The organism is Pseudanabaena sp. Chao 1811 (genome assembly GCF_027942295.1).
Lineage (GTDB): Bacteria > Cyanobacteriota > Cyanobacteriia > Pseudanabaenales > Pseudanabaenaceae > Pseudanabaena.
Genome location: NZ_CP101416.1, coordinates 4,076,044 through 4,096,515 on the forward strand (window position 1 = coordinate 4,076,044; position 20,472 = coordinate 4,096,515).

The 20,472-nt window shown below is 43.3% G+C and carries 20 protein-coding genes and 4 pseudogenes; 13 read left to right on the top strand and 11 right to left on the bottom strand.

Going from position 1 to position 20,472, the window contains the following annotated elements; all coding sequences use genetic code 11:
* Positions 1 to 10 precede the first annotated feature (10 nt).
* Genes NMG48_RS18665 through NMG48_RS18675 form a run of 3 tightly spaced genes read right to left on the bottom strand, consistent with a single transcriptional unit; the run spans position 11 to position 3,072 of the window.
* Positions 11 to 961 (bottom strand): hypothetical protein, encoded by a 951-nt coding sequence (locus tag NMG48_RS18665; protein ID WP_271252930.1) that lies wholly within the window; start codon positions 959 to 961, stop codon positions 11 to 13.
* Positions 962 to 971: 10 nt separating this feature from the next.
* The gene (locus NMG48_RS18670) at positions 972 to 2,381 is read right to left on the bottom strand and encodes an AAA family ATPase (protein WP_271252931.1); all 1,410 of its coding nucleotides are present in this window, start codon (positions 2,379 to 2,381) and stop codon (positions 972 to 974) included.
* Complete coding sequence (locus NMG48_RS18675) at positions 2,353 to 3,072, bottom strand: type III pantothenate kinase (protein WP_271252932.1); 720 nt, start codon at positions 3,070 to 3,072, stop codon at positions 2,353 to 2,355. Before NMG48_RS18675 ends, NMG48_RS18670 begins: the two co-directional genes overlap by 29 nt.
* A 69-nt stretch (positions 3,073 to 3,141) precedes the next feature.
* Between NMG48_RS18675 and NMG48_RS21735 the strand changes: the two genes are divergently transcribed.
* Both NMG48_RS21735 and NMG48_RS21870 read left to right on the top strand, forming a co-directional pair.
* Positions 3,142 to 3,270 (top strand): helix-turn-helix domain-containing protein, encoded by a 129-nt coding sequence (locus NMG48_RS21735; RefSeq protein WP_345961217.1) that lies wholly within the window; start codon positions 3,142 to 3,144, stop codon positions 3,268 to 3,270.
* A gap of 209 nt (positions 3,271 to 3,479) precedes the next feature.
* Positions 3,480 to 4,173 (top strand): annotated as a pseudogene (locus NMG48_RS21870) (IS256 family transposase); the annotation flags it as partial.
* Between the two features lie 9 nt (positions 4,174 to 4,182).
* On the opposite strand, the pseudogene NMG48_RS18695 reads toward NMG48_RS21870, so the two are convergent.
* The 3 genes and pseudogenes from NMG48_RS18695 to NMG48_RS18705 form a co-directional block, all read right to left on the bottom strand.
* A pseudogene (locus tag NMG48_RS18695) lies at positions 4,183 to 4,443 on the bottom strand (ISKra4 family transposase); the annotation flags it as partial.
* Between the two features lie 75 nt (positions 4,444 to 4,518).
* Positions 4,519 to 5,730: pseudogene (locus NMG48_RS18700) on the bottom strand (IS256 family transposase).
* Between the two features lie 66 nt (positions 5,731 to 5,796).
* Positions 5,797 to 6,789 carry an ISKra4 family transposase gene (locus NMG48_RS18705; protein ID WP_271252935.1) on the bottom strand — a complete coding sequence of 331 codons (993 nt, stop codon included), beginning with the start codon at positions 6,787 to 6,789 and terminating at the stop codon, positions 5,797 to 5,799.
* A gap of 81 nt (positions 6,790 to 6,870) precedes the next feature.
* Between NMG48_RS18705 and NMG48_RS18710 the strand changes: the two are divergent.
* Together NMG48_RS18710 and NMG48_RS18715 are read left to right on the top strand one after the other, a co-directional pair.
* Positions 6,871 to 7,272 (top strand): annotated as a pseudogene (locus NMG48_RS18710) (IS256 family transposase); the annotation flags it as partial.
* A 94-nt stretch (positions 7,273 to 7,366) separates the two neighbouring features.
* Positions 7,367 to 7,636, top strand: coding sequence for a hypothetical protein (locus NMG48_RS18715; protein ID WP_271252936.1), 270 nt, complete (start codon positions 7,367 to 7,369; stop codon positions 7,634 to 7,636).
* On the opposite strand, the gene NMG48_RS18720 is transcribed toward NMG48_RS18715, so the two are convergent.
* Positions 7,631 to 8,650, bottom strand: coding sequence for a DUF2235 domain-containing protein (locus tag NMG48_RS18720; protein WP_271252937.1), 1,020 nt, complete (start codon positions 8,648 to 8,650; stop codon positions 7,631 to 7,633). The two genes, NMG48_RS18715 and NMG48_RS18720, sit on opposite strands and share 6 nt — an antisense overlap.
* A 207-nt stretch (positions 8,651 to 8,857) precedes the next feature.
* Between NMG48_RS18720 and dapF the strand changes: the two genes are divergently transcribed.
* From dapF to NMG48_RS18740, 4 genes are all read left to right on the top strand, one after another.
* Positions 8,858 to 9,703, top strand: coding sequence for a diaminopimelate epimerase (dapF, locus tag NMG48_RS18725; protein ID WP_271252938.1), 846 nt, complete (start codon positions 8,858 to 8,860; stop codon positions 9,701 to 9,703).
* 82 nt (positions 9,704 to 9,785) lie between these two features.
* The gene (locus tag NMG48_RS18730) at positions 9,786 to 10,124 is read left to right on the top strand and encodes a histidine triad nucleotide-binding protein (RefSeq protein ID WP_271252939.1); all 339 of its coding nucleotides are present in this window, start codon (positions 9,786 to 9,788) and stop codon (positions 10,122 to 10,124) included.
* Between the two features lie 104 nt (positions 10,125 to 10,228).
* Positions 10,229 to 11,620 carry a UDP-N-acetylmuramoyl-L-alanine--D-glutamate ligase gene (gene murD / locus NMG48_RS18735; protein ID WP_271252940.1) on the top strand — a complete coding sequence of 464 codons (1,392 nt, stop codon included), beginning with the start codon at positions 10,229 to 10,231 and terminating at the stop codon, positions 11,618 to 11,620.
* Positions 11,617 to 13,560: a peptidoglycan D,D-transpeptidase FtsI family protein gene (locus tag NMG48_RS18740; RefSeq protein WP_271252941.1), complete on the top strand. Its 1,944-nt coding sequence runs from the start codon at positions 11,617 to 11,619 to the stop codon at positions 13,558 to 13,560. The genes murD and NMG48_RS18740 overlap by 4 nt, the downstream gene beginning before the upstream one ends.
* 41 nt (positions 13,561 to 13,601) lie before the next feature.
* Here the strand turns inward: NMG48_RS18740 and purH are convergent, their stop codons facing one another.
* On the bottom strand, positions 13,602 to 15,176 hold the full coding sequence (purH, locus tag NMG48_RS18745) for a bifunctional phosphoribosylaminoimidazolecarboxamide formyltransferase/IMP cyclohydrolase (protein WP_271252942.1): 1,575 nt from the start codon (positions 15,174 to 15,176) through the stop codon (positions 13,602 to 13,604).
* Between the two features lie 134 nt (positions 15,177 to 15,310).
* Positions 15,311 to 15,994 (bottom strand): glutathione S-transferase, encoded by a 684-nt coding sequence (locus NMG48_RS18750; RefSeq protein ID WP_271252943.1) that lies wholly within the window; start codon positions 15,992 to 15,994, stop codon positions 15,311 to 15,313.
* A 158-nt stretch (positions 15,995 to 16,152) separates the two neighbouring features.
* Between NMG48_RS18750 and NMG48_RS18755 the strand changes: the two genes are divergently transcribed.
* The 3 genes from NMG48_RS18755 (at position 16,153) to NMG48_RS18765 (ending at position 18,145) form a co-directional block, all read left to right on the top strand.
* Positions 16,153 to 16,656: a hypothetical protein gene (locus NMG48_RS18755; RefSeq protein ID WP_271252944.1), complete on the top strand. Its 504-nt coding sequence runs from the start codon at positions 16,153 to 16,155 to the stop codon at positions 16,654 to 16,656.
* A 94-nt stretch (positions 16,657 to 16,750) separates the two neighbouring features.
* Positions 16,751 to 17,476, top strand: a complete 726-nt coding sequence (locus tag NMG48_RS18760; RefSeq protein WP_271252945.1) for a hypothetical protein — start codon at positions 16,751 to 16,753, stop codon at positions 17,474 to 17,476.
* A gap of 93 nt (positions 17,477 to 17,569) precedes the next feature.
* A complete protein-coding gene (locus NMG48_RS18765; RefSeq protein WP_271252946.1) occupies positions 17,570 to 18,145 on the top strand; it encodes a Uma2 family endonuclease in 576 nt (191 codons plus the stop codon).
* Between the two features lie 69 nt (positions 18,146 to 18,214).
* Here the strand turns inward: NMG48_RS18765 and NMG48_RS18770 are convergent, their stop codons facing one another.
* Both NMG48_RS18770 and NMG48_RS18775 read right to left on the bottom strand, forming a co-directional pair.
* Positions 18,215 to 18,580, bottom strand: a complete 366-nt coding sequence (locus NMG48_RS18770; RefSeq protein ID WP_271252947.1) for a DUF5615 family PIN-like protein — start codon at positions 18,578 to 18,580, stop codon at positions 18,215 to 18,217.
* Positions 18,577 to 18,879: a DUF433 domain-containing protein gene (locus NMG48_RS18775; RefSeq protein WP_271252948.1), complete on the bottom strand. Its 303-nt coding sequence runs from the start codon at positions 18,877 to 18,879 to the stop codon at positions 18,577 to 18,579. Before NMG48_RS18775 ends, NMG48_RS18770 begins: the two co-directional genes overlap by 4 nt.
* Positions 18,880 to 18,958: 79 nt before the next feature.
* Between NMG48_RS18775 and NMG48_RS18780 the strand changes: the two genes are divergently transcribed.
* Together NMG48_RS18780 and coaBC are read left to right on the top strand one after the other, a co-directional pair.
* The gene (locus NMG48_RS18780) at positions 18,959 to 19,159 is read left to right on the top strand and encodes a hypothetical protein (protein ID WP_271252949.1); all 201 of its coding nucleotides are present in this window, start codon (positions 18,959 to 18,961) and stop codon (positions 19,157 to 19,159) included.
* A gap of 52 nt (positions 19,160 to 19,211) precedes the next feature.
* Positions 19,212 to 20,417, top strand: a complete 1,206-nt coding sequence (gene coaBC, locus NMG48_RS18785; RefSeq protein ID WP_271252950.1) for a bifunctional phosphopantothenoylcysteine decarboxylase/phosphopantothenate--cysteine ligase CoaBC — start codon at positions 19,212 to 19,214, stop codon at positions 20,415 to 20,417.
* The last annotated feature ends 55 nt before the right edge of the window (positions 20,418 to 20,472 follow it).

The following is a 20,472-nucleotide window of genomic DNA, read 5'->3' on the forward strand; positions in this document are numbered from 1 at the left end:
GATGTAAATATCAATCTAGCCACGTAGCAATAATTTTTTTGATTGTCGTAATACCAAGTTTGTCAACTCTTGCAACTACATCATCAATTGATGTAAATAACTGTTGCGATCGCTGTTCATGAATTGGGCGTGCAAACTTAATATTCGCTTTAGCAGACTGTTTTAACTTATTTTCTAGATCCGCAATATTTAGGGTGTTAAAGTCATTAAGAACCTGTGTGGTTTTGGGATCATTATTGTCAATATCTTTATTCTTCGCAGCAGTTTTTGTACTCTCAGTCTTGGGCTTAGTTGAAGGTTTAGAGGTAGATTTAGTAGTTGTTTTCGATTTAGTAGCTTTATTGGTTTTGGAAATTGTTTCAGGCTCAAACTCTGCAACTGCTTGTATAGTTTGAGGTTTTGTATCAATTACTTGATGAACAGGGACAAGGGATAAAGATTGACGAAAATCGGTTAAATGAGCATCTAGTTGTTTAGTAACTTGTCCCATAATTACTTGTAAACTAGCACTGATACGGTCTTCAATGGTTTTCTCGATCGCCGCAGTTAGTTTTTGTTCTAATCGATTGACGATCGCTTCTTCGATATTGGCTAAATCTGGAGGAGTTTCATGATTCACTTGTGGAGGATTGGGAATAGGTGTTGGCGCAGAATGCGATCGCAAAAATTGATACTGCTCAAGAATTGTGGATTCTAAATCAGGTGGCACAACGTAAGCTCGGATTGCTGTGAATTGCTCATCAATTTCCTGAGCTTTAATTGCTGCGTAATATTCAAAATGACCTTCTAAAACTTCAAAAGCGATCGGTGAGATTTTGCGTACAAGGATGGGGCTAACGGTATCACCTGCTTTTAAAAATAAATTAGCAAGGTTCTCAACTTGATGGGCTGGAAATTGAGAATTAGATATTGCTGGCGGCGTGATTGTATCTAGATCGATAGAAGAAGTTAATAGACTCATGCACTTAATCCTATAATCCTAATTTCTCAAGAACTTCATTGGCTAATTCCTCAAACTCGGCAGCAGATATGGAATCTGGCTTAAAATCAAAAATAGACTTAGGATCAGGAATTTGGCGATCGCCTTCAAATATAAAATTATCAATTGCCCTTGATAAGTCTTCGCGTTGGAAGATTCTGGTTTCCAACACAGGAAATCCATAGCGCTCTTCGACAACTTTTTCTTGTTTAGGCAAAGTTGACTTAATGTAATTGGCATTAGTCAAGATTTTGGAAGGTAATACACCTAAAACCTCGATCGCAGGTTTATTGATAAAAGTCCGAAACTCATCAATTTCTTCAATAAAGTTTTTGACATTGCGTAAACCTTCATTGGCAAAGGGTTTGAGGTCGGAGGGGATAATTAAATAATCACAGGCAATTAGTGCAATTTTGGCATAGAGATTCAGAGATGGTGGCGTATCGATCAACACCACATCATAGTCATCTTTTACCAGTTCTAATTTCTTGACTAGATGTGTTTTAGAGCTATCTTTATCAACCAATCTTGCTTCTTGCCAAATCAAATTAATATGCGCGGGAATAACATCAACTGGGGGATAAGTAAAGGTACTCTTGAGTGCAATTTCAGGAATATAGTTAGATTTGGGATAGAAGACAACATTGTAAATATTGCTATCTTTGAGCGTATCTTCTTCTTCAGTATCGAACTTCATTAAACCTGCGGCATAGGTAGTATTCGCCTGACTATCGAGATCAATAATGAGAACTTTTAAACCCTTACGACTAATGGCAGCAGCAAGATTAATGGTAGTCGTGGTTTTGCCTACACCACCTTTGTTGTGATAGATCGCGATCGTTTTCATAGTTCTTACTTTTGGGTTGGGAATAACAATTGAAGTTTGTAAAGATTGTGGAGGCGTAATAGCAAATACTTGATTAAGTGGGGGGCTAGATTTATCTACAGAATCAGCAATTTTCGGTTTAATCCCAGCTAATTTGTCTCTGCCAATAATATCCTTGATTTTTTCGATATTGTCGGTAATTTCTGCACCTTGACATTGAAAATTTAGCTTGACCTGATCGCCCACAAGCTCATAAATCCGAAAATCTTTACCATTGGTTAACACCCCATACACAACATGTAAGCGCATTAAATAACGACTCAACCGACGCACATGGGAATCAAGATTGTGCTTTGGGTGCTTCGCTTCCATCACCACACAAACCTTGGGTGCAGCATCAGTAATGCTCGGAAATACTTGAGAAGTCAGGGCTAAAAAATCTAAGCGAATACTCCCTAATGCAACTTCCTGATGCCATTTACTCGCGTCATAACCAAGTGTAGGCAAAAGATACTGGACAATTAATTTACTTTCAACTTCGCTCTCATTACGACAAAGCTTTGGATTGAAACTCACGACAATACCATAATCCCCAAAAAATTAGATTCTTATCAATTATATCTACTTGCAGTCCCCATTTCACTAAATGTTCTCCATCTCCTCCAGTAATTATCACCTTGCTATCGGGAAATTGCGATCGCCAATCATCGAGATAAGCTTGCAAACCCGCTAAAAATATGTGAGCAATTCCCGTTTGAATTGAGCTAGGCGTATCCATGCCCCAACGATTTGGTAAGGATTCAGGAATATGCACATCGGGCAAAGCTGACGTATTTTCATACAAACTTAAAAACTGCGATCTCAAACCTGCCACAATTGCCCCACCAACCAAAGCACGATCCGCATCAATTCCCGTTAAAGTAATCGCTGTCCCCGCATCAATTACTAAGACAGGATAGCCATAGACTTCCCCTGCGCCATACGCCGCCAAAGCGCGATCGCATCCCATCGTTGTGTACAAATCTCGCAAAGGCACATCGCTAGTTCTCAGAATTTTGGTTTGCGGTAGATGATGCCAACTGGTGAGCAATTCAGGAACTACCGAGGCGATCGCAATGTTTGCAAAATCTCGATCAGTAAGCTTTGCTTCTAAAATTGGTAATTGGTCATGGGTAAAGGCATATTCCTCAAGAATTTGGCGATCACTACCAAAAATAACTGCCTTAATTCTGGTGTTGCCAATGGCGATCGCAAGATACTTATTCATATCGATCTATGTTCAAAATGAGACGAATTGTCCGTTGTTGTTTTGTCTGCATTATTTTAGTTTTATTTCATGGATGATGACGCAAAGCTAGCACTACAGCTTCTAGCAGAACAAATTAAAAAAAGACGGAAAATCCTTGGACTATCTCAGGAAAAGTTAGCTGAAAAGTGTGGCTTTGATAGGGCACTGGTCAGTTAAGGCGTGAGGGAAGTAAAGCCTCGTAATGAGAGCAACTCCAACATGGAAAGCGGACGATGATATAGCCCCATCGCCATAACTGGAGTCTTGTTCTTGCCTAAGCCCCCATGAGGTCTTACCCAGTTGTGGAGAGTGTAAAGTGAAGTGTGTAAAGTCTGGGATATATACAGAGAGATGATCTAGACACACAATTACCAACACTAAAACTGATGAATATACGCAAAGAATTGCTCGACGAATTGCTGCAAGAATGTAAAACACCACCTGACCTATTCGGAGAAGGAGGAATCCTGAAGCAACTGACGATCGCATTAGTGGAGCGAGCATTGGAAGCATAACTATCCATGCATCTGGGCTACGGAAAACATGAACCAAGACCAGAAGGACAAACTAACAGTCGCAACGGTTATAGCCAGAAAAAAGTCCAAGGGGACTTTGGCGTAGCAGAAATTGCAGTACCGCGAGATCGCAGTGGTGAGTTTGAACCACATCTGGTGAAGAAAGGACAAAGCCGCTTGCCAGGACTAGATGAAAAGATCATCGCTCTGTATGCGCGAGGGATGAGCGTCAGGGATATCCAAGCGCAGTTGCAAGAAATGACCAACCCTCATTTCCAATGTCACTGATGAGGTAATTGATGAAGTAAAGCAATCGCAAAATCGTCCCCTCAATGCGGTCTACCCGATCGTATTTCTGGACTGTCTGGTGATCAAAGTTCGAGACAATGACCGAATGAACAATAAATCACTGTACTTTGCCTTGGCAGTGAATATGGACGGGTACAAGGAATTATTGGGTATGTGGATTTCCCCGAATGAGGGTGCAAAGTTCTGGCTATCGGTACTCACCGAAATTCACAACCGTGGAGTCAAAGATATTTTGATTGGGTGTGACCAAAATTTGATGTAGCAATTAGAGAGAGAAACCATAACGATTGATTTTAGACCAGAATTGCTGCCAACGCCCCTTGGTATAAGACAAAGATCTAAGGCTCAAAACTACAGAAGCACCCCAATCTTTCCATTTCATGCCAGAACAGCCCAGTCGAGCCTTGATAATAACTTTGCAAGCAGTTTCGGTGATCCCCGAGCCGATGGGTAGATTGGAGGAAATGGCTTCAATATAGAGCATCTGGTGATGATGATTGCGAAAATAAGTAATAGCATCTTGAAGCCCTTGAAGAATCGATTGAGAAACACGCTTGGGTTGAATAGGAGACTGTCAAGTAAAATGTGTAAAGTCTAGAAGCTAGACGTGGAGACGATCCTCGAAGAGGATGGCAAAGCGATTAAGAGCAGGTTTCCAATCACGAATCGGCATCGTCCACTTCTTCGAGATATTCCGCATTGCTAAATAAACGAGCTTGAAAGCAGCATCATCAGAGGGAAAAATCTGTTGGGATTTAATCACCTTCCGCAAACTACTGTTCATCGACTCAATCGCATTGGTGGTATAAATCGCCCTGCGAATCTCGGTCGGGAAAGCAAAGAAGGGGATAATGTTTGCCCAATGACTGCGCCAAGACTTGGAGATTGATGGATATTGCTTGTCCCACTTTTCAGCAAAGAGTTCGAGATTAAACTCAGCCTCCGATTCCGTCGCCGCGCTATAAATAGCCTTGAGGTCAGCACAAACTTGCTTGCGTTGTTGCCAAGGTACAAAAGCGACCGAGTTTCTGACCATGTGGACAATGCATAACTGCACCTGAGTTTTAGGAAATACCGTCTCAATCGCATTAGGGAAACCAGTCAAGCCATCGACACAGGCAATCAAAATATCTTTGACCCCACGGTTGTGAATTTCGGTGAGTACTGACAACCAGAATTTCGCACCTTCATTCGGAGAAATCCACATACCCAGTAATTCCTTGTACCCGTCCATATTCACGCCCAAGGCAAAGTACAAGGATTTGTTAATCACTCTGCCATTGTCTCGGACTTTGATGACTAGACAGTCCAGAAAGACGATTGGATAGACTGCTTCAAGGGGACGGTTTTGCCATTGCTTCACCTCGTCAATTACTGCATCTGTAACATTGGAAATAAGTGTTGGTGATACTTCAACACCATACATTTCTTGCAACTGGGCTTGAATATCCCTGACACTCATACCTCGTGCGTAGAGAGCAATGATCTTTTCATCTAGTCCTGACAAGCGACTTTGTCCTTTCTTCACCAGATGTGGTTCAAACTCACCACTGCGATCTCGCGGTACTGCAATTTCTGCTACGCCAAAGTCCCCTTGGACTTTTTTCTGGCTATAACCGTTGCGACTGTTAGTTTGTCCTTCTGGTCTTGGTTCATGTTTTCCGTAGCCCAGATGCATGGATAGTTATGCTTCCAATGCTCGCTCCACTAATGCGATCGTCAGTTGCTTCAGGATTCCTCCTTCTCCGAATAGGTCAGGTGGTGTTTTACATTCTTGCAGCAATTCGTCGAGCAATTCTTTGCGTATATTCATCAGTTTTAGTGTTGGTAATTGTGTGTCTAGATCATCTCTCTGTATATATCCCAGACTTTACACACTTCACTTTACACTCTCTTGAATAGTTTGCATTTCTGTGAGTATCCTTGATGCTGCACCAACTTCATGTTTAAGGCTGTGACAACGATTATCCATCCAAGCTTTTTGAGCCTGTTCATCGCGTGGATAAATCGCCTTAGCTGCTTTGTCTAAGTACTGGGTGGCATGGTAAAAGTCCAATGTTTGGGTATCGGTTACAGTATTCAGAAAAGCCCAGTTTTCGGGAGCACCATCGGCTAAACCTTGATAATGCGCGTTGGGATACAATTGTTTGACAGTCTCAACTTCCCGTCGCAGTCGTCCTAAAAAGGTCTCTCGTCCATATTCTGGAGCCGCAGCGATGTAAGTTGTGTGTTGTCTTTCTCCTTCTTGGTCATACAAGCTAATCGTACCTACCATTGCTTGGCGATATCCTTCATCACATAACAACATACAAGTCCCATCTAATCCAATGCTCACCGTTGGAATTGCTATGCCCAGTTTTGGGGTGCGATAAGCCCAGTCTTCTTCTTTACTAAGCGCGATACTGCCTACTGCTTCCACTAAGGTTTGCACAAATGAACGATGGACATCTCTGCCATGATTCTCTCGTAAATCTTCGACTAGTCTCACACTACTCATTTCTGCATATTTGTGGCTAATCTGCTTGGCTAATCTTGGCGTTGAGGTAATTATGATCCTTGCATCTACTTCTAACGGACAGTATGTTGCTCCTCCTGTACTTCCTTGATAAACGTGACGATTGATGGCGATGCTGCCATAGGGTGTTTGATACGTTTTTCCCTGTTTTCCCTTACTCGTCATTATTCTCCCTTCTACTTCGATGGGCATTCCATCCGTATCCAACTGTTTTAATGCTTCTCCGCTTGCGACTGTCCCCGCTTCATTTAACGCTGACTGGATGTTTGCTTCTGTTTCTAAGAAAGATTTGCTGTATGGTATCTTAATTTTCAGGGTTACAAATTTCTCGTTGCTCTCAATTATTGTTGTATTCATACATTAATCTTTCCCTTACAGGTTGCCCAAACCCTATAACCTTATCAGCTTTTCTCTCCTACATCAAATTCTGGTCACACCCTTTTGATTGCCTGTATCGATGGCTTGACTGGTTTCCCTAATGCCATTGAGACTGTGTTTCCTAAAACTCAGGTGCAGTTATGCATTGTCCACATGGTCAGAAACTCGGTCGCTTTTGTACCTTGGCAACAGCGTAAGCAAGTTTGTGCTGACCTCAAGGCGATTTATGCTGCGGCAACGGAATCGGAGGCAGAGTTTAACCTCGAACTCTTTGCTGAGAAATGGGACAAGCAATATCCGTCGATTTCCAAATCTTGGCGCAGTCATTGGGCGAATATTATCCCCTTCTTTGCTTTCCCAACCGAGATTCGCAGGGCGATTTACACCACCAAGGCACTTGAGTCGATGAATAGCAGTTTGCGTAAAGTGATTAAATCTCAGCAGATTTTTCCCTCTGATGAGACTGCCCCTTCAACTGATTTCAGCCTAGATGAGAAAATGTAGATTTGTAAAAGATTACTAAATCAATAAGTTGTCCCAAAGAGGAGATTTCATAATGACTGAGCCAAATGATCTTGAATCCGTCCTCACACCAGAAGAACTAAAAGCAGGACGCGATCGCATTGCCGCCGCCAATATCAATAATGTCCTCCATCACTGTCGCAAATGCGATTATGAATGGGTTGCCTCCCATGCCGAGGCATGTCGTTGTGGCTCCAAAAATGTCGAACGGATTATGTGTTGGCAATTTCCCGATGATTTAGAAGGCGATCGGCTATTACCAGCAATTTTTCAAACTTCAACAGGTTGCTCAAACAGTTTATGAATTAAGCTCTTTACTTAAATGCAATAAATTCTCTGGTCGATAGCTGGGATCTTGCTGCCAACGTTGCTTTACAGTCTCATGTAGCACTGAGATACCACCTTCCACTGTTCGCCAAACTTGTTCATCTAATTTGAATACACCAGTAGGTTGGTTGTTGAAGTGAGTATTAAAATTGGGATTGAGTTTATATTCAAGATGTTGGCGATCAAGGGCTAGTCCTAATCCCTCAACTCGTTCCATCATCCAAGACAAGGTAATGTCCGACAAGCCATAGGTAGCTTCAGTACCTCCACCGATACAGCCATGTTCGCCCACAAACCATAACTGTTGAATATTAGTGTCAGCATCATCACTGTGTTTCATTGGCGTTACCAAAAACGACTTACGGATTTCATCGATCGCGATCGCATGAAAAGCATTTTGGATATAGCGATTTAGTTGGGTATCGAAAAATTCGTACTTCTTGTTAATCCAGTTATCTAAAGGAAAGTAAGGAATCAGATCGGGAATACCCAAGGAACCTACAGTGTCCCAGCAGCACAATGCCCGAATATGAACGCGATCACCATAATTTTGACGAAATTGAATAGGTCGATCGCTACTGGGTTTGGCATCATCACCGCGATCGCGATAGAGTTCGTAAGCTTCAGGAGCCTTACGAATATATTGCCGCCTTAGCAAGCCAGAGCAGTAAATGAATCCCGCCAAACAACGTACTGTATAAGCTCCGCGACTAAATCCAAATAGATAGATCTCATCACCTTCCTCATAGTTCAAGCTCAAAAATCGATAGGCAGCCTTGATTTTTTGATCGATTCCCACTCCAAAAGCACCACCTCCTATCCGATCAAGAAAATCGCCTTCAGTACCAATACCTTCATCATAAAAAACAATTTGTGGCGTTCCTTCATCATCTGTAGCCCGAATTGCTTGGGTAATTTTTACCACATTAGTAGCGCCAGCACTTTCTAGCTTTTGCCAAGTTCCATCACAGCATACAACGAGTCTTTTCATGAGGTTTACTCTTGTTGAGATTTAACAGCTTTTGAGGGATTAGAGGCTTGATGATTTTTTAAAAACCTTATTTTACAAGGCTTTGAAAAAATTATTTGATTTTTTGTTAGCGTGCAAAGCGCTATAAAATAGTTAAAACCTATTGTTTCACTTTGATAGTCGAAACAACTACATTGTTAAAATTCTTAAAATATACCGAAACAACTCATGGCGATCGCATTTAGTAAATATCACGGCTTAGGTAATGACTTTGTATTGATTGATAACCGTCATAGCGCTGAGCCAATCCTCACACCAGAGCAATCAAAAAAATGGTGCGATCGCAATTTTGGCATCGGTGCAGATGGCGTAATCTTCTTGCTAAATGCTGATAATGGCGAACATCGGATGCGAATCTATAACTCCGATGGTTCCGAACCAGAAATGTGCGGGAATGGAATTCGCTGTTTAGGTAAATTTATGCAGGATTTGGGAATCCCCACCATTGACGGCAAATATCCCATTCACACAGGTGCAGGCTTGATCGTGCCTCAAATGGATGCTGATGGACAGGTAACTGTAGATATGGGCAAGCCATTTTTGACTGCTGCCGAGATTCCCACCACTTTGGGCGAAAGCGATCAAAAAGTAGTCAACCTTCCCCTCGAAGTCGGTGGCAAAACTTGGAATGTGACCACTGTAAGTATGGGCAATCCCCACTGCATGACCTTTGTGGATGATGTTGATAGTATTCCCTTAGCCGAAATCGGCGTTCTCTTTGAACATCATCCCGTATTCCCTAATCGTACAAATACTGAATTTGTGGAAGTCGTCAATCGTGGCTATGTCAAAATGCGCGTATGGGAACGTGGCGCTGGCGCAACCCTCGCCTGTGGAACAGGAGCCTGTGCCACCGTCGTTGCAGGAGTCTTAAATGATCTCTGCGATCGCACCTGCACCGTAAATCTCCCTGGAGGCGATCTCAAGATTACTTGGTCAGCCGAAAGCGATCGCATTTTGATGACAGGCCCTGCAAAACTAGTATTTACAGGCTCAGTTGTTAACGAATTGTAAATGAGAGAGGGGGCTTAGCCCCCTCTCTCATTTTTGGGTTCGCTTTGTGTCACCATAGCAAAAATGATTTTAGAGTTTGAAGATGAGTGACACTATTTTTAGCAAAATCATTAAGCGGGAAATTCCTGCCACGATTTTGTATGAAGATGAGCTTTCCCTTGCTTTTCGTGATGTTAATCCACAAGCACCTGTCCATTTCCTCGTAATTCCGAAAAAGCCGATTGTGAAACTTTCAGAAGCAACCACTGAAGATCAATCACTGCTAGGACATTTGCTACTTGTGGCAAGTAAAGTTGCAGCTCAAGAAGGCTTAACTGGTTTTCGTCTAGTCACCAATAATGGTGCAGAAGCAGGGCAAACCGTTTTTCATCTACATATTCATGTCTTAGGTGGTCGCTCCCTAGACTGGCCCCCTGGTTAAGGCTCCGACAACCGTGCAAAGCACGGTTGTCAGATCTTTGGCACTCATGATCCTGTATCGTTTATTATTAAATTTTTAATAAACCTCTATATCAAGCGATCGCAATGCCTCAAGCGTATGTACTGGGACTGGGACAGTCGGGAATTTCTGCTGCTAAGCTACTCAAGGCTGATGGTTGGCAGGTGATAGTTAGTGATAGTAATGCCAGTCCTAGCCTCGAACAGCGCAAGCTTGATTTAGAGGCTGAGGGCATTGCCATTGAACTTGGAGGCTTTCCCGACTTTGAGAATTTAATTAAGACGAGCCAACCCGTAGATCTAGTAGCCGTCAGTCCGGGTGTGCCTTGGGATCGTCCTGAGGTTGAGCAAGCGCGATCGCTAGGTCTGGATACCATTGGCGAGATCGAGTTGGCATGGCGCTATCTCAAGCATATTCCTTGGGTGGGGATCACAGGAACCAATGGCAAAACTACGGTTACATCCTTGACGGCAGCCATTTTTCAAGCGGCAGGGCTTAAGGCGATCGCCTGTGGCAATATCGGTCTACCTGCTTGTGAGATTGCGCTGCAAGTATTACATCAACAAATTCAGCCTGACTGGATCATTGCGGAACTAAGCAGCTATCAGATCGAGTCATCGCAAAGCGTCAAACCCCATATCGGGATCTGGACAACCTTTACCCCCGATCACCTCAATCGCCACTATACCCTTGAGAACTATCGAGATATCAAGGCAAAGTTGATTGACCCCTCTAGTCACATTGTCCTCAATGGTAACGATCCCTTTTTGCTTAATTTTGGGGCGGCGATGTGGCCAAAAGCAATATGGACGGGCATTGATGATCAAGTGGTAGAAGCGATCGCCGATGGAGCTTGTATCCATGATGGTTGGGTCAAGTTTCGCGGTGAACCCGTTTTTCCAATTTCCCATTGGACTCTATTGGGTAGCCATAACCGCCAGAATTTATTAATGTCTGTTGCGGCGGCAAAATTAGCAGGCATTGCCTCAGAGCATATCGATCAAGCTATATCTGCATTTCAAGGTGTACCCCATCGCCTAGAGCATATTCGCTTTTATGAGGGGATCGCTTTCATCAATGACAGCAAGGCAACAAATTATGATGCGGCGGAAGTGGGCTTACGCGCCGTGAAACCACCTGTGGTCTTGATTGCGGGTGGTCAGCCGAAGCAGGGCGATGCTAATGCATGGTTAGAGCAGATTCGCCAAAGAGCGATCGCTGTTTTATTAATCGGTGAAGCTGCACCTTTATTTGCAGAAATGCTCAAGGATGCAGGGTTTAAGAATTATGAGATTGTGGAAACCCTCGAACGCGCTGTCAAGCAAGCCGCCCATATTGCTCACAACCGCGCCCATAATCACCCTAGCCAGCCTTTGCCAACTGTGCTATTCTCGCCTGCATGTGCAAGCTTTGACCAATTTGCTAACTTTGAGCAACGCGGCGATCGCTTCCGCCAACTTTGTCAAGAACTTTCATGACTCCATCTTTTCTTCCCAAGGATCTTGCCACCATTAATCTATTCAAGCGCCGAACTGTCCTAATTTGGATCATTTTGGCGCTATCGATGCTGGGATTAATTGTGCGCTTAGTTTATTTACAGGTAATTACCTCGCCCGACCTGCTAGACAAGGCGCGTAAGCAACAAATGTTTACGCTACGCCCATTTATTCCCCGTCGCACGATTACTGATCGCAAGGGTAATGTTTTAGCCTTAGATCGTCCTGTCTATACCCTATTTGCCTATCCCCATCTATTTGAGAAAAATAACAGAGATATTGGCAAAGATCCCAAGAAGAAGAGCTTTGAAGAAATTACTACGGAAATTGCGACAAAACTTGCACCAATCCTGAGAAAATCGCCAGAAAGGTTAGTGAGTATCCTCAGTCGCGATACTACTTCTATTCAAGTCGAATATTGGCTATCGGAAGAAAGTGCCGATCGCATTTATGCCTTACAGATAGAAGGGTTAGAGCTAATCCAACAGCGTCATCGCCTCTATCCCCAACAGGATCTCGCCGCCGAACTAATCGGCTATGTCAATGTTGATCATCGCGGTCAAGCGGGTATCGAGCTTAGTCAAGAAAAATTATTAGAACGCACCGATCAAACTCCTGCGGTTGCTCAGGATGGCAATGGCAAGTTAATCCCCAACCGTGTACCTGCGGGGATGATCCGTAGCGATCGCACTAGCTTGCAAATGACCATTGACTCGCGGATTCAGCGCACTGCAAGGCAAGTTCTGAAGCAGCAAATGGTCAAGTTTAATGCTAAGCGTGGCTCAGTTATCGTCATGGATGCTAGGGATGGTGGTCTACTAACACTCGTTACCGAACCAACCTATGACCCCAACCGCTATTATGAAGCTGATGTCAAACTCTTTAAAAACTGGGCAGTTTCCGATCTTTATGAGCCCGGTTCTACCTTTAAGCCAATCAATGTGGCGATCGCCATCGAAGCAGGAGCCATTCAGCCTGACACCGTATTTAATGACGAAGGAGCTTTAACTATCGGTGGTTGGCCAGTAGCTAACTTTGATTATGAACAAGTCGGCGCAGTTGGTCCCCTCAGCATTAGTCAAATCCTCGAGCGATCGAGCAACGTGGGTATGGTACATATCATCCAACGCATGAAGCCATCGGTTTACTATGGTTGGCTAGAACGGATCGGATTAGGTGATATTTCGGGTGTGGATTTACCCTCGGAAACGCCAAGCACTCTCAAGCCTCAAGAACAATTCAATGAGTATGTGATTGAGCCTGCAACTGCTGCCTTTGGACAAGGATTTTCACTTACTCCCATTCAAATGGTGCAGCTCCACGGCATTTTGGCTAGTGGCGGTAAATTACTCACACCTCATGTAGTGAAAGGACTGATCAATGAAGAGGGTGAAGAGTACTATCAGCCCAAATTACCGACTCCTCGCCAAATCATTTCCCCAACCACTGCTCAGAAGGTGATAGAGATGATGACTAATGTGGTGGAAAAAGGCACAGGTTTACCTGCACGCATTCCTGGTTATCGGATTGCAGGTAAAACGGGTACTGCTCAAAAAGCATCATCTACTGGTGGCGGTTATGCCAATACAAAGATCACCAGCTTTGTTGGTACTTTCCCTGCCAAAGATCCTCGCTATGTGGTGCTAGCAGTGGTTGATGAACCCGTTGGTTCCGATGCCTTCGGCTCTACGGTAGCTGCTCCCATTGTCAAGACTGTGATCGAAGATATCATTGTCACAGAAGGTATTCCCCCTAGCCATCCTGAAGAATTAATTTCTAAGATACCAACTCTTCCTGAACCACAGCCCACACCTGCTCCTACGGTTTCCCCTTCCCCCTCTCCTTCAACTCAAAATTCATCACCTTCTCCCAGTCCTTCTCCTAGTTCTCAACCAAAACCACCATCCCGCGATCGCACTTAAAATCAGATGAGTGGCGCTTCGCGCCACTCATCCTACATGCCTTAATGCAAGAAGTGACGAACACCAGTAAGTATCATTACTAAGCCAAGTTCATCGGCTGCCTTGATCGAGTCAGCATCACGTAAACTGCCCCCTGGTTGCACGATCGCCGTAATACCCGCCGCCGCCGCAGTCCGCACCGAGTCATCAAAGGGGAAGAAGCCATCGCTAGCGAGAAATGCACCTTGAGCCTTTTCGCCTGCTTGCTCTAGGGCAATTTTCGCAGAACCGACGCGATTCATTTGCCCTGCACCGATACCGATGGTGGTGGAGTCTTTAGTAATGACGATCGCATTGGATTTGACGTGACGGCTTACTTTCCAAGCGAAAATCAATTCCTGTAACTGTTCTGGGGTGGGTTGCTTTTGGGTGACGACTTTCCATGTGTCAGGCTTGACCGATTCATCATCGGATCTTTGGACGAGCATTCCCCCTGCGATCGTTTTTACAGTTTCATGGGAACCTTGATGGAAATCGGATAGAACTAGTACTCGCAGATTTTGCTTTTTGCTAAGAATTGCCGCTACACTAGGCACACAGGCAGGCGCAACTACACATTCCAAAAAGGTTTTATTGAGAAGTTGGGCTGTCTCTTCATCAATAGGACGATTGAGGGCAACGATACCACCAAAAGCAGAAGTAGAATCGGCTTCAAAGGCTTTTTGGTAGGCTTCGGCAATGGTTGAGCCGATCGCTACGCCACAGGGGTTATTGTGCTTGATGATCACCGCAGCAGGCTGATCATCCCCAAATTCGGCAATAATGCTACGAGCTGCTTCAAGATCGAGGAGGTTATTAAAGCTGAGTTCTTTCCCTTGTAATTGTTGGGCGGCTGACCAACCTTTAGGAGTTGCTCCCACTTGATACCATGTGGCGGGTTGATGAGGATTTTCACCATAGCGCAAGGGCTTAGGATTGTTGCATAACAAAGTATAGGAAGAAGAAAGTGTATTGGTAGATTTTTCTTCGAGACTGACCAGATTCGAGACTAAATCATCACTCAAGTATTTAGCGATCGCCGTGTCGTAGGACTGGGTATGTTTGAAGGCGGCAACTGCTAATTTTTTGCGGAACTCTAGAGTCGTCTCACCATTGTTCGACTTAAGTTCTTCGAGCAACTCGGCATATTGGCTAGGACTGGACAGTACAGCCACATGCTTATAATTTTTTGCCGAAGCGCGGATCAGAGTAGGTCCCCCAATATCAATATTTTCGATCGCATCTTCGAGGGTGACATTAGGCTTGGCGATCGTTTCTTCAAATGGATAGAGGTTCACGACCACAATCCGAATTGGCTGAATGGCGTTATCATTCAAGTCTTGCTGATGTTCGGGCAGGTCGAGTCTCGCTAAAATGCCACCATGAATGCGTGGGTGCAAAGTCTTGACCCGTCCGCCCAAAATTTCTGGTGCTCCCGTATAGTCAGAAACCTTAGTAACTTCAAGCTCTGCCGCCTTGATTGCCTTTGCTGTGCCACCGCTACTGATTAGCTGAAAATTGTAGGTGGTGGATAGCTCACGGGCAAGGTCGAGTAGTCCTGTTTTATCAGAAACACTCAAAAGGGCAAGGGGTTTCATTCGATTAGCTCCATATTCATTCAACTTTATTTTATACCGAATTGCCCTCACCCCCCAGCTCCCTCTCCCAGAGGTAGAGGAGGAGGGAAAATTTCCCCTCTCCCAATGGGAGAGGGACTGGGGGTGAGGGCTTTCTAGCGCAAAATTGCAATTTTTTCTTGGTCTGGTGTCCATATAGGAAATTTCTGCATGACAAACTCGAAGATTTCGCTGGTTTCATTCCAATGGAGCCACTTTTGGAGATAGGTATAAGGGCTAGAGTTAAACCAATCGATATTTACATAGGCGAACTGTCTCACAAAAGGGAAAATTGCCATATCTACAAGGTTTTGGCGATCGCCAATCAAGAAATTATTTTGCTGAAGTTGATTCTCTAAGACTTGCAGAACTTCTTCGGCTTGTTGACGATAAAACTCCTGTGATTGCTCAGGAAAGCGATTGGGATATTTATAGCGATCTAAAGCCTTCTTAAACTCGCCATCATTAGTTTTAATTAATTGTTGAGCGATCGCCAAATCTGCGTCCGTTAGATTTTGCCAATTACAGGGATCATTTTGCTGGATAGCCCAATTCATAATGTCCAAGCTCTCTTCAAGAATTAAAAAACTTTGATCAGAATCTTGATCAGAGTTCTCAACATCCTTAAAAACCTGCATTACTGGGGTTGTCCCCTTAGGCGAAATCTCTAGCATTTCCTTGGGTTTGTTTTTGAGCGAAACTTCCCTCAGTTCGTAAGCAATCCCTGCATAGGCAAGCGTCATTCTTGCCCGAATTGCATAGGGGCAGCGTCGAAAAGAGTAAAGAATTGGCAAGGTCATAGTTCAAGAAGATGATATTCAAAATAGAGTTGAGGCACTTTGCGCCCTAACTCTATTTTCCTAATCTAGCTGAGTAAGGCTAATAAGGGCAAAATTAAGATTACGATATTGCTCAGCAGTTAATCGATTTTAATAATATCTAAAAATATTAAGAGTATATGAATTATTTGGTTAGTGTTTGGAGCGATCGCTTGAAGGCTGAAGAGGTATATACCCAGCTAGAAGCGGCTAATTTTCCGATGGAAGCAATTTCGATTTTGGGTAAAGGCTACAAAAGTGCCGAAGAATTTGGTTTTATCGATCCCCTTGTCCAAGGTCGCAAACAAGCCTTTTTTATGTCCTATTGGCTAGTTCCCTTTGGCTTTTTAGCCGGCATCGGGTTTAGTCTCGTTACCGACTTACATACCTTTGCTTGGGCTGGCAGCATCGGCAATCATCTAGTCGGTGGCTTGCTCGGTGCATTTGGTGGCGCGATGGGCAGCATATTTATCGGTGGCGGTGTTGGCGTTGCTACTAGCAGTGATTCTGTGCCTCTCCGCAATCGTCTTGAGGAAGGCAAATACCTAATCGTTGTCCAAGGTACAGATCAACAGGTCGTCCGTGCGAATCAAATTATGCGTCCCTTACGTCCTGAGAATATTCAAGGCTACGTTGCGCCCTAGTTATTACATTTCAAAGGCTTGCATTGCAAGTCTTTGTGGAAATTATTAGGTTTAGCGCTCCTATCGTATATCTCAAGTTAAATTAGAAATAAATATGAAATCACGGCGAATCTTTCACTATATTTGGCGTATTAATGCTGTCATTATTTTGATGGCTGGACTTCTGGCGACACTCTCATTATCAGCCTCAGCAATTTATGTCATCGTACAAGCTACGAGAACTAGAGGAGTTGATAGTGTCATTAATATCTCGAAAAATGAGCAAATTAAGGCAAAGACAGAAATTGGTACATTTACACCGATCGCAGGCTCAGAAATCCTGCAAGCGCCGCTATATCTGATTCAAGACTATGACTACAGGGCAGGTTCCAAAGAATCTAGTTCTATCCAAAACTATATGTTCTTTGACCCTAATCAAAAGCGCTCCTATTGGTTGCGTCCCAAAAGTGAAGGACTATTCCTATCTGCGATCGCCTTAGCAGCAAATGGCAATCCCATTGTCAATAATTCTATTGTGAATACCAATACTGAAGAGAAGCAAGTTCCTGTAGCTGCCTTTCTGTATGTGTTAGTAGATAAAGACACCAATAACGATAAACGTATCAATGATAGCGATCAGAAACAAATTGCGATCGCTAACGCCGCAGGTACGAGCTTTAAAGTGTTGATCGATCAGGTGGATCGATTTAACGGTTATTCCGCAATTAAAAATAATCGGCTGTCGGTTTTATATACCTCTTCCAATAAACTCAAAGTCGCTGAAATTGATTTGCGATCGCAGGAAATCGTCAGTAACTCTGAATTTAGCAATCAACCATAGAGTTTATTGTAAAATTGAAAAGACATTGAAAATGCATTAAAAAGACAAAGAGTAACTAGGCTCTGTTAACTTATCGTTCAGGAGAACGTGACTATGATTGTTGCAAGCCCTTTGCTCACACTGGCAGAATATCTTGCTTACGATGATGGAACAGATACAAGGTATGAATTAGTAAATGGAGAACTAGTAGCGATGGCGCAGCCTACAGGAATTCATGGCGGCATGAGTGAATTTGTCAATGATAACTTTCGTTTAGAGATTCAACGTTTACAGTTACCTTTAGTTTCTAAGCAAGATTTAATTGCGGTGCAAACGGGGCGAGTCGGTGGCAAAATAACCTGTCGGGTTCCTGATGTGGTAGTGATTACATCTGATCAGTGGCAGGATATGCGATTTCGTGAGGCAGTATTAACTGATTCGGTTCCACTTTTAGTTGTAGAAATCGTTAGCGATAGTACTCGCAATATTGACTATCGCAAGAAAAGAGCAGAATACAATGCGATCGAGATTCCTGAATATTGGATTATTGATTTTAGCGATCACAAAGTGACAGTTTTATTGCTTGAAGATGGGCTATACGAAGAAACATTGTATCAAGGTGATGAAATAATTAAATCTTTGCTATTTAACGAGTTAAAGCTAACTCCTGAGCAAATTTTTACAGCCTAGATGAAACAAAGTGTATTGAATAGTCGGATGTAATATATGACGAAATATCATGGAGTTGAAAGACAACTTTTAGTTAATCCAGTTACTTAGAAACTCTACTTGTCCTTGCATAGTTTCTAGAGATTTGGTGTTAATCAACTTTAATACTCCACGCATCAAGTCACCAATTCCATATCGCTGTTGGGGAGCCAAGATAATTCCACCATGAGACAAACCTTGTTCAATAAGAGCAGTATGTAATCGATAAAAATCTCTGGTGTTAAAACTAAAGATGACTCGATGATTTTCTCTTGCCCACTCTAACTGTTCTTCGTCTGATTTATGTAGCATTCCGACATCAGCAACAGTCAACACATCGACATTACGCGATCGCAAAGCTTGCACAAAATCCTCATCCATTGAATCTTCGTCAATGTAAAGTAATATCTTGCTCATTTGTAAATCAGTTCAGCTTTTGAGCTATGTAATTCTGCTAATCGCCAATATTCTGCATCGGATTCTGCCAACTCTGTTTCAATTTCATCGCGATTGGCATGGTAATAAGCTAGGGCGGCATAAACTTGAGCAAGGTTGAGATGACTAATGCGGCGGGAAATTTCAACGGCATCTGCACCTTGTTTATACAAGACTACAATTCTACTTACTGATGTTTTTGTGCCTGTAATCATGGGGCGGATGTTTCCTTTGTCATTAGTGCGAGTTACTAATGTGCCGATGTCAATAGCAGTGAGCATATTTTTTAAGTCGCAAATTTTAAGACTATCTAGCCTTTATGATAACGTAAATCAAATATAGCTATTAAATGAAGTATTTATGCTAAATCAATTGTTCTATTGGGATAATCTTGAGGTGTTGCGGAGGTATATCAAGGATAAGACAGATGATATTGCGACTCAGGGTTTGGCGGAAATTCAAGACAATTATTTAGGTCATGGTACTTCCCAACGTATCGATCTGCTTTCTGATTTGGCTAGGGTTTTGGGTAAAGGTAGTCTGTTGGTTTATTTAGTATGACTTTGCAAATTGATGAATTCTATCGAATTATAAAACCAACTTTACCAAGACTATGAATCATGTATTAATTGGAATCTCTGGAGGTATTGCCGCCTATAAAGTTTGTGAAGTAGTTTCCAGCTTAGCGAAAAGTGGTGTTGAAGTTCGCGTAATCCTGACAAGATCGGCAGCCGAATTTGTTACGCCACTTACCTTTGCGACCCTTTCGCGCCAACCTGCCTATACTGATGCTGACTTTTGGCAGCCGACAAATGGAAGACCTCTACATATTGAGCTAGCAGAATGGGCAGATGTATTTTTGCTTGCGCCTGTGACTGCAAATACTTTAGCGAAGCTAGCCTATGGCATGGCAGATAATTTGCTCACAAATGCTGTTCTTGCGTCCAACTGTCCAATTCTCTTTGCCCCAGCGATGAATACAACGATGTGGCTACAACCCACTGTGCAGGAGAATTGGCAGAAATTATTACAAGATTCTCGCTATACAGCGATCGCACCGACGGATGGTATTCTCGCCTGTGATGCTGTGGGTACTGGTCGAATGGCAGAACCAGAAATAATTTTAGAATATCTAGAATCTTTCTTGTTTACAAAAGGCAAACAGGATTTGAAAGGGAAGCATATTTTAGTTAATGCAGGGGGAACTCGCGAATTTATTGATCCTGTAAGGTTTATTGGCAATCCATCGACAGGTAAGCAGGGAATTGCGATCGCCAAAGCTGCAATCCATCGTGGCGCAAAAGTCACCCTCATCACTACATCTAAATTCCCTCTCCCTATGGGAGAAGGGCTGGGGGTGAGGGAAGTTCGCACTTCCACAGAAATGCACCAAGCCATGCTCGCAGAATTCCCTAGCGCTGATATTACGATCGCAGCAGCAGCAGTTGGTGATGTGCGTTCTAAAACAACCAGCGATCGCAAGTTCCCAAAATCAGAATTACCCTTAAATCTAGAACTCGAATATATTCCCGATATTGTGGCTGATCTTGCTAGCCGTAAACGTCCTAACCAAATCTTAGTGGGATTTGCCGCGCAAACTGGTACAGAGCAGGAAGTGGTGATTGCAGCAAAAGATAAATTAGAACGCAAAGGGCTAGATGCGATCGCCGCTAATGCTGTTAATAGTTCCCAAACTGGTTTTGGTACGGATACGAACCAAGCTACCTTTATTAATAAAAATGGCAAGTTTCTTTCCACACCCCTTTGTTCTAAATTAGAACTTGCCCATCGATTATTAGATTTTGTGACCTATACATAGGATTAGTGGGCTGACCGCGTAGCGGTCAGCCCACTAAATCTGGGTTTGCTAAAGA